The sequence below is a fragment of the Streptomyces sp. NPDC005955 genome, assembly GCF_042871255.1.
Classification (GTDB): domain Bacteria; phylum Actinomycetota; class Actinomycetes; order Streptomycetales; family Streptomycetaceae; genus Streptomyces.
In genome coordinates, this window is record NZ_JBIAIF010000001.1 from 104,282 (window position 1) to 119,370 (window position 15,089).

Annotated in this window: 14 protein-coding genes; 7 read left to right on the forward strand and 7 right to left on the reverse strand. The window is 73.0% G+C overall.

Translation table 11 applies throughout. The annotated features are described in order from the left end of the window. Positions 1-89: 89 nt before the first annotated feature. Together ACFYOU_RS00400 and ACFYOU_RS00405 are read right to left on the reverse strand one after the other, a co-directional pair. The gene (locus tag ACFYOU_RS00400; RefSeq protein ID WP_391302345.1) at positions 90-1,244 is read right to left on the reverse strand and encodes a family 2 encapsulin nanocompartment cargo protein polyprenyl transferase; all 1,155 of its coding nucleotides are present in this window, start codon (positions 1,242-1,244) and stop codon (positions 90-92) included. Continuing rightward, complete coding sequence (locus ACFYOU_RS00405) at positions 1,241-2,641, reverse strand: family 2B encapsulin nanocompartment shell protein (protein WP_391302347.1); 1,401 nt, start codon at positions 2,639-2,641, stop codon at positions 1,241-1,243. The genes ACFYOU_RS00400 and ACFYOU_RS00405 overlap by 4 nt, the downstream gene beginning before the upstream one ends. Positions 2,642-2,935: 294 nt before the next feature. Here ACFYOU_RS00405 and ACFYOU_RS00410 point away from each other — a divergent pair, with 294 nt between their 5' ends. Together ACFYOU_RS00410 and ACFYOU_RS00415 are read left to right on the forward strand one after the other, a co-directional pair. Beyond that, entirely contained in the window at positions 2,936-3,169 is a 234-nt protein-coding gene (locus ACFYOU_RS00410; protein ID WP_385491867.1) for a hypothetical protein, read from the forward strand. A gap of 141 nt (positions 3,170-3,310) precedes the next feature. After that, positions 3,311-4,258: a pyridoxal-phosphate dependent enzyme gene (locus ACFYOU_RS00415; protein ID WP_391302349.1), complete on the forward strand. Its 948-nt coding sequence runs from the start codon at positions 3,311-3,313 to the stop codon at positions 4,256-4,258. Between the two features lie 10 nt (positions 4,259-4,268). On the opposite strand, the gene ACFYOU_RS00420 is transcribed toward ACFYOU_RS00415, so the two are convergent. Further along, on the reverse strand, positions 4,269-5,870 hold the full coding sequence (locus tag ACFYOU_RS00420; protein ID WP_389772373.1) for a Na+/H+ antiporter: 1,602 nt from the start codon (positions 5,868-5,870) through the stop codon (positions 4,269-4,271). Between the two features lie 139 nt (positions 5,871-6,009). Between ACFYOU_RS00420 and ACFYOU_RS00425 the strand changes: the two genes are divergently transcribed. The 3 genes from ACFYOU_RS00425 (at position 6,010) to ACFYOU_RS00435 (ending at position 8,179) form a co-directional block, all read left to right on the forward strand. Beyond that, complete coding sequence (locus ACFYOU_RS00425) at positions 6,010-6,270, forward strand: UBP-type zinc finger domain-containing protein (protein ID WP_387009266.1); 261 nt, start codon at positions 6,010-6,012, stop codon at positions 6,268-6,270. Positions 6,271-6,608: 338 nt separating this feature from the next. Next, complete coding sequence (locus tag ACFYOU_RS00430) at positions 6,609-7,022, forward strand: anti-sigma regulatory factor (RefSeq protein WP_073784816.1); 414 nt, start codon at positions 6,609-6,611, stop codon at positions 7,020-7,022. Between the two features lie 17 nt (positions 7,023-7,039). After that, complete coding sequence (locus ACFYOU_RS00435) at positions 7,040-8,179, forward strand: SigB/SigF/SigG family RNA polymerase sigma factor (protein WP_391302353.1); 1,140 nt, start codon at positions 7,040-7,042, stop codon at positions 8,177-8,179. Positions 8,180-8,250: 71 nt separating this feature from the next. Here the strand turns inward: ACFYOU_RS00435 and ACFYOU_RS00440 are convergent, their stop codons facing one another. After that, positions 8,251-8,697 (reverse strand): hypothetical protein, encoded by a 447-nt coding sequence (locus tag ACFYOU_RS00440; RefSeq protein WP_389765288.1) that lies wholly within the window; start codon positions 8,695-8,697, stop codon positions 8,251-8,253. Between the two features lie 104 nt (positions 8,698-8,801). Here ACFYOU_RS00440 and ACFYOU_RS00445 point away from each other — a divergent pair, with 104 nt between their 5' ends. Beyond that, on the forward strand, positions 8,802-9,776 hold the full coding sequence (locus tag ACFYOU_RS00445; protein WP_391302355.1) for a diacylglycerol kinase family protein: 975 nt from the start codon (positions 8,802-8,804) through the stop codon (positions 9,774-9,776). 319 nt (positions 9,777-10,095) lie between these two features. Next, entirely contained in the window at positions 10,096-10,353 is a 258-nt protein-coding gene (locus ACFYOU_RS00450; RefSeq protein ID WP_016639615.1) for a WhiB family transcriptional regulator, read from the forward strand. Between the two features lie 834 nt (positions 10,354-11,187). Here ACFYOU_RS00450 and ACFYOU_RS00455 read toward each other — a convergent pair. From ACFYOU_RS00455 to ACFYOU_RS00465, 3 genes are all read right to left on the reverse strand, one after another. Further along, positions 11,188-12,654, reverse strand: coding sequence for a sensor histidine kinase (locus ACFYOU_RS00455; RefSeq protein WP_385761539.1), 1,467 nt, complete (start codon positions 12,652-12,654; stop codon positions 11,188-11,190). Positions 12,655-13,064: 410 nt separating this feature from the next. Then, complete coding sequence (locus tag ACFYOU_RS00460; protein WP_389765284.1) at positions 13,065-13,832, reverse strand: sulfite exporter TauE/SafE family protein; 768 nt, start codon at positions 13,830-13,832, stop codon at positions 13,065-13,067. Between the two features lie 150 nt (positions 13,833-13,982). Then, positions 13,983-15,056 carry an SIS domain-containing protein gene (locus ACFYOU_RS00465; RefSeq protein ID WP_389765282.1) on the reverse strand — a complete coding sequence of 358 codons (1,074 nt, stop codon included), beginning with the start codon at positions 15,054-15,056 and terminating at the stop codon, positions 13,983-13,985. Positions 15,057-15,089 lie beyond the last annotated feature (33 nt).

The following is a 15,089-nucleotide window of genomic DNA, read 5'->3' on the forward strand; positions in this document are numbered from 1 at the left end:
AGGCGGGGTAACGGGGCGGTGAGCGACCCGACCGGGCGGCCGGGGGCGGACCGCGGGCGCCGAACGGCCCCCGCGGTCCGCCCCCGCGGCTACGCGGAACGGCGGGTGACGAACTCGGCCAGCGACAACAGCTCCCCGGCCGCCTCCGGCCCCGGCAAGGCCCGCGCCAGCAGCTGCACCGCCCGGCCCATCCGGTCCGCCGCCTGGTGCTGCGCCCAGTCCCGCCCCCCGGCGGCCTCCACGGCGAGCACCGTGCGTTCGAGGTCGCCGGGGTCGGCGGACCGGGCGGGGACCCGGTAGAGCGCCGCCAGTTCGGCACCCGCCGCGGTGCCCGAACCGAGCGCGGCGACCACCGGCAGGGACTTCTTGCGGGCGAGGAGGTCCGCGCCGGCGGGCTTCCCGGTGTGCCGGGGGTCGCCCCAGATGCCGATCACGTCGTCGATCAGTTGGAAGGCGAGCCCCGCCTGCCGCCCGAAGGCGTCGAGCGCGGCCACCTGCTCCTCCCCCGCGCCGGCGTACAGCGCGCCGAGGGCGCACGCACAGCCGAGGAGCGCCCCGGTCTTGGCCTCCGCCGTGGCCAGGCACTCGTCCAGGGTCACCTCGTCGGGCGCCCGCCGTTCCATGGCGGTGTCGGACTGCTGGCCCGCGCACAGTTCGATGACGCACGCGGCGAGCCGGGCCGCCGCCCGGGGGGCCGCCGGGTGGGCGTCCTCGACGAGCTCCCGTTGGGCGAGCGCCGCGAGGGCGTCCCCCGTGAGGATCGCGTCGGCGTCGCCGAACTCGGCCCAGACGGTGGGCCGGTGGCGCCGGGTGGCGTCGCGGTCCATCACGTCGTCGTGCAGCAGGGTGAAGTTGTGCGCCAGTTCGACGGCCGCCGCCGCCCGCACGGCGTCCTCGGGCCGGCCGCCGAGCGCCCGCGCCGCCGCCAGCACCAGGGCGGGCCGGACGGCCTTGCCCGCGTTGCCGTCGGTCGGGGTACCCTCCGCGTCCTCCCAACCGAAGTGGTAGCGGGCGATCCGGCGCAGCTGACCGGGGAGCGTGCCGACGCAGCGGCGCAGCTCCGGGTCGACACGGGTGCGCGCCCCGTCGAGCAGGGCCGCCGCCTCGGGGTCCGGGCCCGCCCGCTCCGGGCCCGCCCGCTCCGGGGCCGCCCGCTCCGGGGCCGCCGTGGCGACGGGGGGCGGCGCGGGGGGCGTGACCAGGACGTCCGCGCCCGCCGTGGGGTCCGGGCCGGTGGGCGTCACGGCCAGCGGCCGATCTCGACGTTCTCCAGGATGCCGAGGGCGTCCGGGACGAGCACCGCGGCCGAGTAGTACGTCGTCACCAGGTACGAGGTGATCGCCTGCTCGCTGATGCCCATGAAGCGCACGGACAGGCTCGGCTCGACCTCGTCCGGGATGCCCGACTGGCGCAGGCCGACGACGCCTTGTTCGGCCTCGCCGGTGCGCATGCAGATGATGGAGGTCGTCCGGGCGTCGGTGATCGGGATCTTGGTGCAGGGGTAGAGGGGCACCCCGCGCCAGGTCTGGATGCGGGTGCCCTCGACGTCGATGGACCCGGGGACCAGTCCGCGCCGGTTGCACGCGCGCCCGAACGCGGCGATGGCCTGCGGATGGGCGAGGAAGAGCTGCGATCCGCGCCGGCGACTGAGGAGTTCGTCCAGGTCGTCGGGGCCCGGTGCCCCGTCGTGCGGTTGGATGCGCTGCTCGTACTCGCAGTTGTGGAGCAGACCGAAGTCCCGGTTGTTGATCAACTCGTGCTCCTGGCGTTCCTTGAGCGCCTCGATCGTGAGCCTGAGCTGCTGTTCGGTCTGGTCCATGGGCTGGTTGTAGAGGTCGGCGACCCGGGTGTGGACGCGCAGGACGGTCTGCGCCACGCTCAGCTCGTACTCGCGCGGGGACGCCTCGTAGTCGACGAAGGCGCCCGGCAGCCGGGCCTCGCCGACGTGCCCGGCGGACAGGTCGATCTCCCGCTCGCCGTAGGTGTTGGCGCGCTGCCCGGGGATCGCCCGGCGGGCTTCGAGGTGCGCCCGCAGGGAGTCGCTGCGGTCGGCCACCCGTTCGAACGCCGTGCGGGGCAGCACCAGGACCGTGCAGGCGGTGGCGGCCCGGGCGGTGAACTCCCAGACGGCGTCCGGGTCGACGAGCGCCTGCTCACCGAAGTGCGCGCCGTCCGCGAGGACTTCGAGGACCGCCTCGTCGCCGTACGGTCCGGTGCCGAGCTTCTCGATCCGGCCGTGCGCGAGCAGGAAGACCCCGTCGGACGGGTTCCCGGACCCGGCGAGCACCTCGCCCGGTGCGTAGTGCCGCTGCTCGCAGCCGTCGGCCAGTTCGCCGAGGATGCCCTCGTCCCCGTAGTCCCGCAGGAGGGGCAGCTCGCCGAGTTCCGCGGGGATGACGCGGACGCTGTCCCCGGTCTTCACGAACGTCACCCGGCCGTCTCCGACCGCGTAGGTCAGCCGCCGGTTGACCCGGTACGCGCCCCCCTGCACGGGGACCCACGGCAGCTTCCGCAGCAGCCAGCGCGCGCTGATCTCCTGCATCTGCGGTGCCGACTTGGTCGTGGTGGCCAGGTTCCGCGCTGCTGCGGTGCCGAGACTGCGCTGCGGCTGTTCGTCGCGGACCTCTTCGCCTACCGACATCTGTACTTGCCCTCCCGGTACGTGCACTGACCTGCGGGGAGGAGCCTGACAGTACGGAGCGTGCCGGTGCCATCACACAAAAGAGCGGGATTGGAAGCCGCCGTTCGGGTCAGACGTCGATTTGTGGCGAACCGTTTCTACACACCGGGGCGTTCCGGTGCGCCGCACCGCCGTTCGGATGACGTGGAAGCGGTGGGGGGAACTCCAAGATCCCGCCGCGCGTTCACCGGATGCGCGTACCGAACACGACACCGAGCCGCCGGAAGGCGGCGCGACGAACGGAAGTGGTTCACGATGGCGGGATTCCTCGACCGTGCCAAGGAGCAGGTCCAGCAGGGTCTCACCCAGGGCAAGCAGAAGCTGGACGAGGTGCAGGCGCAGCGGGCCGGGGCCGACCTGCTGAAGCGGCTCGGCGCGGCGTACTACGCGGAGCGCCAGGGCAACGGCTCGCCGGAGGCGACCCAGCGCGCCGTCCAGGAGCTGGAGAGCCACATCGCGGTGCACGGGGACGGCGTACTGCGCCACTGACCCCCGCCCCACCGGCGCAGTGCGGGGCCGAGGCCGATCGCGGACCGCCCCGGCCCCCGCCGCCGCGCCTCGACCGGCTCCGGTCCCGGCCAGGGCCCGCCCCCGCGTCGGGGTTCCCGGCCGTCCGGCGAGAATGGACGGGTGACGGGACGGGTCGGGGAAGGCGGAGCGGTCGCAGCACCCGCAGGGGTGGGGGCGCGGCTGCCGTCCCCCCTGCTCGACGTGCGGGACGACCGCTTCGACGCCCACGGCGTGCGGCTCGCGCTGAAGCGGGACGACCTGATCCACCCGGACGTGGTCGGCAACAAGTGGCGCAAGCTCACGCCGAACCTGGCCGCGGCGGGTCAGCGCACGGTCGTCACCTTCGGGGGCGCCTACTCCAACCACCTGCGGGCCACCGCCGCCGCGGGGCGGCTCCTCGGGCTGCGCACCCTCGGGGTGGTGCGCGGCGACGAACTGGCCGACCGCCCGCTGAACCCCTCGCTCGCCCGCTGCGCGGCCGACGGCATGCGGCTGCGGTTCGTCGACCGGGCGACCTACCGGCGTGCCGCCGAGCCGGAGGTGCTGGCCGCGCTGCTGGCCGCCCTGCCCCTCGCCCCCGAGGACGCGTACGTCGTCCCGGAGGGCGGCAGCAATCCACTCGCCGTGCAGGGCTGCGTACCGCTCGGTCGTGAGCTCCGGGGGCGGGCGGACGTCGTGGCGGTGGCCTGCGGCACCGGCGGGACGCTCGCCGGGCTGGCTGCGGGGCTCGACCCCGAGCAGCGGGCGCTCGGGGTGCCCGTCGTGGGCGGCGGGTTCCTCGCCGAGGCGACGGCCGGACTCCAGCGGGCGGCCTTCGGGGAGCGGCGCGGCACCTGGTCGCTGGACGACCGCTTCCACTGGGGCGGGTACGCCCGGGTGCCCGCGCCCCTGCGGGAGTTCGCCGATGACTTCGCCCGGCGGCACGGGCTCGCGGTGGAGCGCCTCTACGTCGCGAAGCTGCTGTGGGCGCTGCTGAAGCTCACCGAGGAGGGCGCCTTCCCGGCGGGGACCCGACTCGTCGCCGTGGTCACCGGACGCCCCGGTCCCGAAACGGACGGGCAGGGGTGACCGGGCGGGCTCAGTCCACGTCCTCCTCCCGGTAGACGGCCGCCTCCTCCAGGTCCAGCCGGCGCAGCAGCGTCCGCATCAACTCGTCGTCGATCACCCGGGCGTCGCGCAGCCGGACGAACACGTCCCGCTCCGCGGCGATCATCTCGCGGGTCAGTCGGCGGTAGGTGTCGTCGACGGACTCGCCGGTCACCGGATTGGGGGCGCCGAGCCGTTCCCAGACGGCGTTGCGGCGGCGCTCCAGGACCAGGCGCAGACGGTCCACGAGGGGCTCGGGCAGGGCGTTGCGCGGGTTGTTGAGGAGTTCTTCCAACCGTTGGTCGGCAGCGCGGGAGGCGGCGTTCTGGGCCTGCGCCTCGGCGAGGGTGCGGGCCTGGGTGTCGGGCCCGGGGAGCCCGAGGAGCCGGATCAGTCCGGGCAGGGTCAGCCCCTGGACGACGAGCGTGCCGATCACGGTGGTGAAGGTCAGGAAGAGGATCAGGTTGCGGGCGGGGAAGGGTTCGCCCGCGTGGGTGACCAGGGGGATGGAGAAGGCGATGGCCAGCGACACCACGCCGCGCATCCCGGCCCAGCTCACGACCAGCGGACGTCGCCAGTCCGTGTCGGACTCGCGTTCCCTGATCCGGGGCGACAGCCACAGCGGGAGGTAGGTCGCCGGGTAGCACCACACGAACCTCACCACGACGACCAGGAAGAACAGCGCCAGCGCGTACCAGGCGGCGTCGAGGCCGCCCACCGAACCCAGCCCCCGCAGCACCACGGGCAGTTGCAGCCCGATCAGCGCGAAGACGACGGATTCCAGGATGAACGACACCATCCGCCACACCGCGGCCTCCTGGAGCCGGGTCTCGAAGTCGACCTGCCAGGCCCGGTGACCGAGGTAGAGGGCGACGACGACCACGGCCAGCACGCCGGACGCCCCGACCTGTTCGGCCGCCGCGTAGGCGAGGAACGGGATGAGCAGCGACAGGGTGTTCTGGAGCAGCGCCTCCTTCAGATGGGTGCGCAGCCAGTGCAGCGGGATCATCAGGATCAGCCCGACGCCGACCCCGCCGACGGCCGCCACCAGGAACTCCCGGATGCCGCCGGCCCAGCTCATCCCCTCGCCCACCGCGGCGGCCAGCGCGACCTTGAAGGCGGTGATGGCGGTGGCGTCGTTCACCAGGGACTCGCCCTGGAGGATGGTGGTGATCCGGGGCGGCAGCCCCACCCGACGGGCGACGGCGGTCGCGGCCACGGCGTCCGGCGGCGCGATGACCGCTCCCAGCACCAGGGCCGCCGTCAGCGGCAGCCCGGGGATGAGCAGATGGGCGAGCCAGCCCACGGCGAGCGTCGCGAAGAGCACGTACCCGACGGACAACAGCGCCACCGGACGCAGGTTGGCCCGCAGGTCGAGGTACGAACTCTCCAGGGCGGCCAGTTGCAACAGCGGCGGCAGCAACAGCGGCAGCACGATGTGCGGATCGAGGGTGAACGCCGGGACGCCGGGCACGTAGGCGGCGATCAGACCGACCGTCACCAGCAGCAGGGGGGCGGGCACCGGGGTCCGGCGGGCCAGCCCCGCGACGGCGGCGCTCGCCGCGACCAGTCCGACCACCGACAGCGCGTCCATCGCGACTCCCTCTCGTCGTCCCGGGCACCCGCGGCGACGCCCCGGACCCGTCCGTCCGGGCCCGTCCGCCGTACTGCCGGGCGGTCGGGCGGAACCGCAGGGCCCCCGCGGCCCGGCACGGATCAGTAACCTGGCCATCATGAAGGAGTGCACGCACGTTTCGGCGCTGCCCGAGCCGGAGCCGAAGCCCCTGAGCGAGACGTGTCTGGGCTGTCTGGCCGCCGGGACGAACCCGGTGCAGTTGCGCATGTGCCTCGACTGCGGCCATGTCGGCTGCTGCGATTCGTCGCCCCTGCGCCACGCCACCGGGCACCACGAGGAGACCGGGCATCCGATCATGCGGACGTTCGAGCCCGGGGAGGAGTGGCGCTGGTGTTTCGTCGACTGCGTACTCGTCTGACCGCACGGTGTGCACGGACCCCACGGACGGGTGACGGGTCGCCGCCGTGCCCCGGACGAGCGCACGGGGCGCGGTGACGGTTCGACCGCCGGGCGTGTGGGTACGTCACCCCGGCGCGCCGAGAGGGCGAGGGAGGCCGGGACCGTCATCGCATCGGTATCCACCACCCCCTACCCACCGTGCGTGCCCATGTGCTTACGATGAGTGAGGTCAAGGGGCGGGGTCCCCGGGACACCCGCGCCGTGAGCGCGATAGCGTCACCGCTGCACCATGTTGCGCGTTACCCGGGGGGCGCTCCCCCGGAGCCCCGAAGAGCTTGTACCACCTTGGAGGTGAGGGTGTCCCAGATCGCAGGAGAGCCCGGGACCCAGGACTTCGTGGAAGTCCGGCTGCCGGCTGCGGGTGCCTACCTGTCGGTGCTGCGGACGGCGACGGCCGGTCTCGCGGCGCGTTTGGACTTCACCCTCGACGAGATCGAGGACCTCCGTATCGCCGTCGACGAAGCGTGCGCGATCCTGCTCCAGCAGGCCGTGCCCGGCTCCGTCCTCAGCTGTGTGTTCCGGCTCGTGGACGACTCCCTGGAAGTCACCGTCTCGGCCCCGACCACGGACGGCCGTGCGCCGGAGCGCGACACCTTCGCCTGGACGGTGTTGTCCGCCCTCGCGGGCAAGGTCGACTCGTCCGTGGCCGATGACAAGACCGTGTCGATCAGTCTCTACAAACAACGCGGCGCGGGACCCGGTCCGGCGTGAGGAACGGGGACGGACCGGTGCGGGACGAGGGACACGACACACCGGGGCCGCCCGCCGACGGGACGGGCGGCCGGCCCGCCCCGCACACGCCGGGCGGCATCCCCGAGCAGCAGGCCAGGCCGCACCCGGACGACGGGCTCCGGGAACCGGCCGGGCCGGCGGCGCCGGACACGGTCGACGCGTTGGAGCAGGCACAGCCGGGCGCCCCCGGGGGCACGGACGAGCGCGAGTCGCCGTCCGGCCGGGGCAGCGGACCGGGGGCACCTCCCAGCGGGAGCTGGGGGAGGGCGGGATACATGAGCGAGCACGAGCGGACCGGTGAGCGGGACGTGAGCGGACCTGGCGCCGGGGAGGGCCAGCACGTCCCACACGTTCAGCACGTCCCACACGTCCGGCACGACCCCCAGGACCGGAGCGCGGCGCGGGCGATGTTCGTCACGCTGCGCAAGCTGCCCGACGGCAGCCCGGAGTACGCGGAACTGCGCAACCAGCTCGTCCGGATGCACCTGCCGCTGGTGGAGCACCTCGCACGACGGTTCCGCAACCGCGGGGAGCCGCTGGACGATCTGACGCAGGTCGCGACCATCGGGTTGATCAAGTCGGTGGACCGGTTCGACCCGGAGCGCGGCGTCGAGTTCTCCACCTACGCGACGCCGACCGTCGTGGGCGAGATCAAGCGGCACTTCCGCGACAAGGGCTGGGCGGTCCGGGTGCCCCGGCGGCTCCAGGAGCTGCGGCTGGCGCTGACCACGGCGACGGCCGAGCTGTCCCAGCAGCACGGGCGCTCCCCCACCGTGCACGAGCTGGCCCAGAAGCTGGCGATCTCCGAGGAGGAGGTGCTGGAGGGGCTGGAGTCCGCCAACGCGTACTCCACCCTCTCCCTCGACGTGCCGGACACGGACGACGAGTCGCCCGCCGTGGCCGACACCCTCGGTGCGGAGGACGAGGCGCTGGAGGGCGTGGAGTACCGCGAATCCCTCAAGCCGCTGCTGGAGGACCTGCCCCCGCGGGAGAAGCGCATCCTGCTGCTGCGCTTCTTCGGCAACATGACCCAGTCGCAGATCGCCCAGGAGGTCGGCATCTCGCAGATGCACGTCTCCCGGCTGCTGGCCCGGACGCTGGCCCAGCTCCGCGAGAAGCTGCTGGTCGAGGAGTAGCCCGGCGTCCCGGACATGAGGAGGGGCCCGCAGCCGTGACGGCTGCGGGCCCCTCCTCATGTCCGGGACGCCTAGGCGCTGCCGGGGCCCTTGATCCCCAGGGCCTCGGTGGTCTGGACGTTGACCAGGAGGACCAGGGTGGTCACCGCGGCCACGGCGAGGGCGATGCCGCCGGGGATCAGCATGCTGTTGGCCTGGAGCAGGCTCCACGCCACCGGCAGGGCGACGAGCTGGGTCATGATCGCGGGGCCGCGGCTCCAACTGCGTCGGGCCCACAGGCCCCTCGCGGCGATCAGCGGCAGGGCCGCGAGCGCGACGAGCGTCAGGCCCGCCATGGCCGCCTGCCCCGCGCTGCCCTCCCCGGACAGACCGCGGACCAGTACGTAGACGCCGCCGACGACGAGTGCGGCGCCCTCCAGGCCGGTCAGGGCCGCGGCCCCGGTCAGCCGGCCGGGACGGGGGCCCTCGGGGGTCTCCCCGGAGCGCGCGCCGGGGGTGGACTTCTGCTCAGCACTCACCCCAGCAGGGTAGCCCGCACCCGGCGGGCGCCGGTGCGTCGGGCCCGTCGGCCCGCTGCACCCGAATGTGGGCCCACCACTCCCGGCTCGGTACCCTGCATGACATGCGCGCACTCCTCGTGGTCAACCCGGCAGCTACCACCACGAGCGCGCGTACCCGCGACGTACTGATCCACGCACTGGCGAGCGAGATGAAGCTCGAAGCGGTCACCACCGAGTACCGCGGGCACGCCCGGGACCTCGCCCGGCAGGCGGCCCAGGGCGACGAGATCGATCTGGTGGTCGCGCTCGGCGGGGACGGCACGGTCAACGAGGTCGTGAACGGCCTCCTCGGCGACGGCGGGAGCGCCCCCGAGCCGGAGCGCACGCCCCGGCTCGCCGTGGTGCCCGGTGGCTCGACGAACGTGTTCGCCCGGGCCCTCGGACTGCCGAACGACGCGGTGGAGGCGACGGGCGCCCTGCTGAACGCGATCGAGACCGGCTCCGAGCGCACCATCGGCCTCGGCCGGGCGGTCGGCACCCCCGGCACTGCGGACGAGGCGATTCCCGGGCGCTGGTTCACCTTCTGCGCGGGGCTCGGATTCGACGCCGGAGTGGTCGGACGCGTCGAACAGCAACGCGAGTTGGGAAAGCGTTCGACGCACGCGCTTTATCTGCGGCAGGTCCTGAGGCAATTCCTGGGCGAACAGCGTCGGCACGGTTCGATCACCCTGGAGCAGCCGGGCCGGGAACCAGTGGAAGATCTTCTGGTGTCCATAGTCTGCAATACGGCTCCGTGGACCTTCCTGGGCAATCGCCCGGTCTACGCGGCGCCGCGGGCCTCGTTCGACACGGGGCTCGACGTCCTCGGCCTGAGCCGGCTGACCACGGGTGCGGTGACCCGCTATGCCACTCAATTGATCACTTCGTCCCCCGAGCGGGGGCCCCGCGGCAAGCACGCCGTCACCCTTCACGACCTCCAGCAGTTCACCTTGCATTCGAAGGTGCCGCTCCCCTTGCAGATGGACGGAGACCACCTAGGACTGCGCACTAGCGTGACGTTCCTAGGCGTAGACCGTGCACTGCGTGTGATTGTGTGAGCGGAAGCAGCAAAAGTCCTTGCACTCGAACGTTTAGGCAAGGCTCCACCCCATGGAAGTACGGCTGTGACCTAGTCGACACCGAGGAATCAAAAAAAACTTTCCAGAAGGGGTTGTATCCGTAGCCGAGGTTTGCGAGTCTCTACGTGGCGCTCAGGACGGGCCGCACCACCGCCCTCCATAGAGAGTCCGAACCCCTCCTCAAACTCTAGGACCGCCCCGGGTCACATCCGGGAGTAGGCCCTTCCCTTGTCGAGGGATTCGTGAAAGCGTTCACATTCACAAGCACACTGATGTACCACCAAGAGAGGTAGCAGCCATGGACTGGCGTCACAACGCCGTTTGCCGCGAGGAAGACCCCGAGCTGTTCTTCCCCATCGGCAACACCGGTCCCGCGCTGCTGCAGATCGAGGAAGCGAAGGCCGTCTGCCGCCGCTGCCCCGTCATGGAGCAGTGCTTGCAGTGGGCGCTTGAGTCCGGTCAGGACTCGGGTGTCTGGGGTGGCCTCAGCGAGGACGAGCGCCGCGCAATGAAGCGTCGTGCCGCTCGCAACCGGGCGCGGCAGGCCAGCGCCTGACGCCCAGCCGCCCGTACGAGTCTCAGCCGGCGGCGCGTACAGCGAGTACGCAACTCCCGCCTCCCGAGCCGCAGCGCGTAGAACCCGTAGTGCTCTTGCGTGAGCCCCGGATCCTGGTGATCCGGGGCTTTCCGCTTTTCCCGTGCGGGGGCGTTGCGGTCGTCCCGTGCGGTGCGCTGTAGTTGCCCGCGCAGTTCCCCGCGCCCCTTACGGGTGCGTCCTGCTGGGGGTGCGCTGTCCCGTGCGGGTGCGCTGGGGTTGCCCGCGCAGTTCCCCGCGCCCCTTACGGGCGCGTCCCGGTGGAGGTGCGCTGTCCCGTGCGGGTGCGTGGTGGTTGCTCGCGCAGTTCCCCGCGCCCCTTACGGGCGCGTCCCGGTGGAGGTGCGCTGTCCCGTGCGGGTGCGCTGGGGTTGCTCGCGCCGTTCCCCGCGCCCCTTACGGGCGCGTCCCGGTGGAGGTGCGCTGTCCCGTGCGGGTGCGCTGCGCGGTTGCGCAGTTCCCCGCGCCCCTGATCGGGGCACGACACCCCGGAGGACGCGCCCCGAAAGGGGGCGCGGGGAACGGCGCAGCCAGCCACGACGCCCCCGCACCCGGCAACGCACCCGCACGGGTGCGCACCGAAGGGGCGCGGGGAACGGCGCGAGCAACCACCACGCACCCGCACGGAACAACGCACCCCCAGCGGGACGCGCCCGTGAGGGGCGCGGGGAACTGCGCGGGCGACCCCAGTGCGCCCGCACTCGGCAACGCACCCGCACGGGAGCGCACCGAAGGGGCGCGGGGAACGGCGCGAGCGACCACCACGCACCCGCACGGGACACCGCACGGAAACGGCTACGGGTGGCGGCGGACCGGGAGGTCGAGCGTGACCCGCGTGCCGCCCCCGGGCGCGGGCAGCATGCCGAACGTGCCCCCGAGCTCCCCCTCGACCAACGTCCGGACGATCTGGAGCCCCAGATTGCCGGACCGGTGGGGGTCGAACCCCTCGGGCAACCCGACCCCGTCGTCCTGGACGGTGACGAGCAACCGCTCCTGCTGGACGGTCCCCCCGCGCACCGCGGACACCTCGACCGCGCCCGCGTCCAGCGGTCCGAACCCGTGCTCCAGCGCGTTCTGGAGCACCTCCGTGAGGACCATCGACAGCGGGGTGGCCACCTCCGCGTCGAGGATGCCGAAGCGGCCCGTACGGCGGGCCGTGACCTTGCCGGGGGACAGTTCCGAGACCATCGCCAGGACCCGGTCGGCGATCTCGTCGAACTCCACCCGCTCGTCCAGGTTCTGGGACAGCGTCTCGTGGACGATGGCGATGGAACCGACCCGGCGCACCGCCTCCTCCAGCGCGGCCCGGCCCCGTTCGGACTCGATGCGACGGGCCTGGAGCCGCAGCAGGGCGGCCACCGTCTGGAGGTTGTTCTTCACCCGGTGGTGGATCTCCCGGATGGTGGCGTCCTTGGTGATGAGTTCCCGTTCGCGGCGGCGCAGTTCGGTGACGTCGCGCAGCAGGACGAGGGAACCGATGCGCGGCCCCTTGGGTTTGAGGGGGATCGCACGGAGCTGGATCACTCCCCCGTTGCCCTCGATCTCGAACTCCCGGGGGGCCCAGCCGCTGGCCATCTTGACCAGGGCCTCGTCGACGGGCCCCCGGGACGGGGCGAGTTCGGCCGTCGCGGTGCCCAGGTGGTGGCCCACCAGGTCCGCGGCGAGCCCGAGGCGGTGGTAGGCGGAGAGGGCGTTGGGGGACGCGTACTGGACGATGCCGTCGGCGTCCAGCCGGATCAGTCCGTCACCGACCCGGGGGGAGGCGTCCATGTCGACCTGCTGGCCGGGGAAGGGGAAGGAGCCCGCGGCGATCATCTGCGCCAGGTCCGACGCGCTCTGGAGGTAGCTGAGTTCGAGCCGCGAAGGGGTGCGGACGGTGAGCAGGTTGGTGTTGCGGGCGATGACGCCCAGGACGCGGCCCTCCCGGCGGACGGGGATCGACTCGACCCGTACCGGGACCTCCTCGCGCCACTCCGGGTCGCCCTCGCGGACGATGCGCCCCTCGTCGAGGGCGGCGTCCAGCAGCGGGCGCCGGCCGCGCGGGACGAGGTGGCCGACCATGTCGTCCTGGTACGAGGTGGGGCCGGTGTTGGGGCGCATCTGGGCGACGGAGACGTACCGGGTGCCGTCGCTGGTGGGGACCCACAGGACGAGGTCCGCGAAGGAGAGGTCGGAGAGCAGTTGCCACTCCGAGACCAGCAGGTGGAGCCACTCCAGGTCCGTGTCGGACAGGGCGGTGTGCTGGCGTACGAGATCGTTCATGGAGGGCACGTCTGTGAGCGTACCTGGCCGGATCGCGTCGGCCCCCTGGCGGCGTCGGACGGGTGGGCGAGCACGGCGGTGGGGCGTCACCGCGGGCCGCCCCGGAAAGACCCGCGGGCCACGGTGCCTGGGAGGGACCCTCAACCCTCCCGGCACCGCAGCCCGGAGCAAACCCGGCCGGCGGGTGTGCGGTCCCGGTCGGCCGTTGGGTGAGGACCCGGTGCAGTCAGGGCAGAGAGCGCCGGTTCCTCGACCGTCCTCCTGTGCGGGGAGAACGGAATGGTGGTCCCGGGGAGTCCCCGGAGGTCCATCGTTTTCATTGTGGACTAGACCATTCACGTCTGTCCATGCGTTGGCCCATGTTTGTCGTGCGGGTCCGGGCGCTGGCGAGAAACGCTCGGTCCGGGCGCTCAGCGACGGACCAACTGGACCAGGGCGAAGACCCCCACGGCCACGATCACGGCGCGCAGGACGACCGGGCTGAACCGGCGTCCGACCAGCGCCCCCGCCTGCGCGCCGAGCGTGGAGCCCACCGCGATGAGCAGGACGGCGGTCCAGTCGAAGTCGGCGACGAAGAGGAAGAACACCGCGGCGACCCCGTTGACCACGGCGGCCAGCACGTTCTTGACGGCGTTCAGGCGTTGCAGGGTGTCGTCGATGAGGGAGCCCATGAGGGAGAGGTAGACGATTCCCTGGGCCGCGGCGAAGTACCCCCCGTAGACGCTGGCCAGGCCCATTCCGACCAGCAGGGGGACGCCGCCGTCGGGCCGGGGGCGGGTCCCCGCCTGTTCGCGGCGGCGCTTGACGGTCCGGGAGATCCACGGCTGGAGGACGACCAGCACCAGGGCGAGGCCCACGAGGACCGGCACGATCGTCTCGAAGGCGGTCTCCGGCAGTATCAGCAGCAGCGCCGCTCCGGCCACGGCGCCGAGGGCCGCGACGACGCCCAGCCGCAGCACCCGGTCGCGCTGTCCGACCAGTTCCCTGCGGTAGCCGAAGGCGCCGCTCAGCGAGCCCGGGACCAGACCGAGGGCGTTGGAGACGGTGGCGGTGACCGGGGGCAGGCCGGTGGCCAGCAGGACCGGGAAGGTGATGAGGGTGCCGGAGCCGACGACGGCGTTGATGGCTCCGGCACCCGCTCCGGCGGCGAGCACGGCGACCATCTCCCAGAGCGTCACGGGGTGGCCTCCCCCGCGACGGGACGGTGGACGCGGGGCCCGACGGGGGCGGGCGGCGGGAGCGGGCGGGGCTGCCGGAACGGGGGGATCATGGGGTGACGCTATCCGGGTGACGTCCGGCCCTTCCGGCGGCCCCGGCCGCGCGCCGGATCAGCGGGTCTCGGTGACCTTGGCGAGGGCCCGCGGGGCGTCCGGGTCCTGACCTCGGGCGATGGTGACCTCGTAGGCGAGCAGTTGCAGCGGGATGATCTCCAGGATCGGTTGGAGTTCCTCGGGCACGTCGTCCGTGGTGAGGACGAACCCGGCGGACGCGGCCTCCACCTGGGCCCGCGGGCCGATGACGACCAGGTCGGCGCCACGGCCCCGGAGCCGGTCGAGGACGGGTTGCAGGGCGTCCCCGCCCTTGCCCGCGGTGACCACGGCGATCACCGGGGAGATGTTGTCGACCATGGCGAGCGGCCCGTGCAGCAGATCGGCCCCGGAGTAGGACAGGGCGGGGATGTAGCTGGTCTCCATCAGCTTGAGCGCGGCCTCCTTGGCGGTGGGGTAGCCGTAACCGCGGGAGGTGATCACCATCCGCTCGGCGAACCGGTAGCGGGCGGCCAGCGTGCGGACCTCGGGCTGTCGGTCGAGCAGCTGGGCCGCCAGCTCCGGCAGCGGCAGCGCGGCGCCCCCGTCGCCGCCCGCGAGGCCCTCCACGAAGAGGTACAGGGCGAGCAGGGACGCCGTGTACGTCTTGGTGGCGGGCAGCGCGCGTTCGGGCCCGGCCATGATGTCGATGTGGAACTCGGAGACGGCCGCGAGCGCGGAGTCCGGGTTGTTGGTGACGGCGAGCGTGATCGCCCCGGACTCCCGGGCCGCCCGGGTGGAGGCCACCAGGTCGGGCGAGCCGCCGGACTGGCTGACGGTGATGACCAGGACGTCCCGCAGGTCGGGGCGGGCCCCGTAGGCGGTGGTGGTGGACATCGAGGTCAGCCCGCAGGGCAGGCCGCGCCGGATCTCCAGCAGGTACTTGGCGTAGAGGGCGGCGTTGTCGGAGGTGCCGCGGGCGGTGAGCAGGACGAAGCGGGGCGCGCGGGCGGCGACCTGCTCGGCCACCCGGCGCACGGCGGGGGCCGCGGTGTCGAGGATGCGGCGCAGCACCGCGGGCTGTTCGGCCATCTCGCGGGACATGATCCGGCCCGGCCGCTCGCTCTGCGGGTCGGTGGTGGTCGTGGCGGTCATGCGGGTCTCCTCCGGTGGGTGGCGGCTCCCGGG

What these genes read in the sequence shown, in the direction of transcription:
- ACFYOU_RS00405 (WP_391302347.1), bottom strand. Translation starts at nt 2,641, where the DNA reads ATGTCGGTAGGCGAAGAGGTCCGCGACGAACAGCCGCAGCGCAGTCTC.
- ACFYOU_RS00410 (WP_385491867.1), top strand. Translation starts at nt 2,936, where the DNA reads ATGGCGGGATTCCTCGACCGTGCCAAGGAGCAGGTCCAGCAGGGTCTC.
- ACFYOU_RS00420 (WP_389772373.1), bottom strand. Translation starts at nt 5,870, where the DNA reads ATGGACGCGCTGTCGGTGGTCGGACTGGTCGCGGCGAGCGCCGCCGTC.
- ACFYOU_RS00425 (WP_387009266.1), top strand. Translation starts at nt 6,010, where the DNA reads ATGAAGGAGTGCACGCACGTTTCGGCGCTGCCCGAGCCGGAGCCGAAG.
- ACFYOU_RS00445 (WP_391302355.1), top strand. Translation starts at nt 8,802, where the DNA reads ATGCGCGCACTCCTCGTGGTCAACCCGGCAGCTACCACCACGAGCGCG.
- ACFYOU_RS00450 (WP_016639615.1), top strand. Translation starts at nt 10,096, where the DNA reads ATGGACTGGCGTCACAACGCCGTTTGCCGCGAGGAAGACCCCGAGCTG.
- ACFYOU_RS00455 (WP_385761539.1), bottom strand. Translation starts at nt 12,654, where the DNA reads ATGAACGATCTCGTACGCCAGCACACCGCCCTGTCCGACACGGACCTG.
- ACFYOU_RS00465 (WP_389765282.1), bottom strand. Translation starts at nt 15,056, where the DNA reads ATGACCGCCACGACCACCACCGACCCGCAGAGCGAGCGGCCGGGCCGG.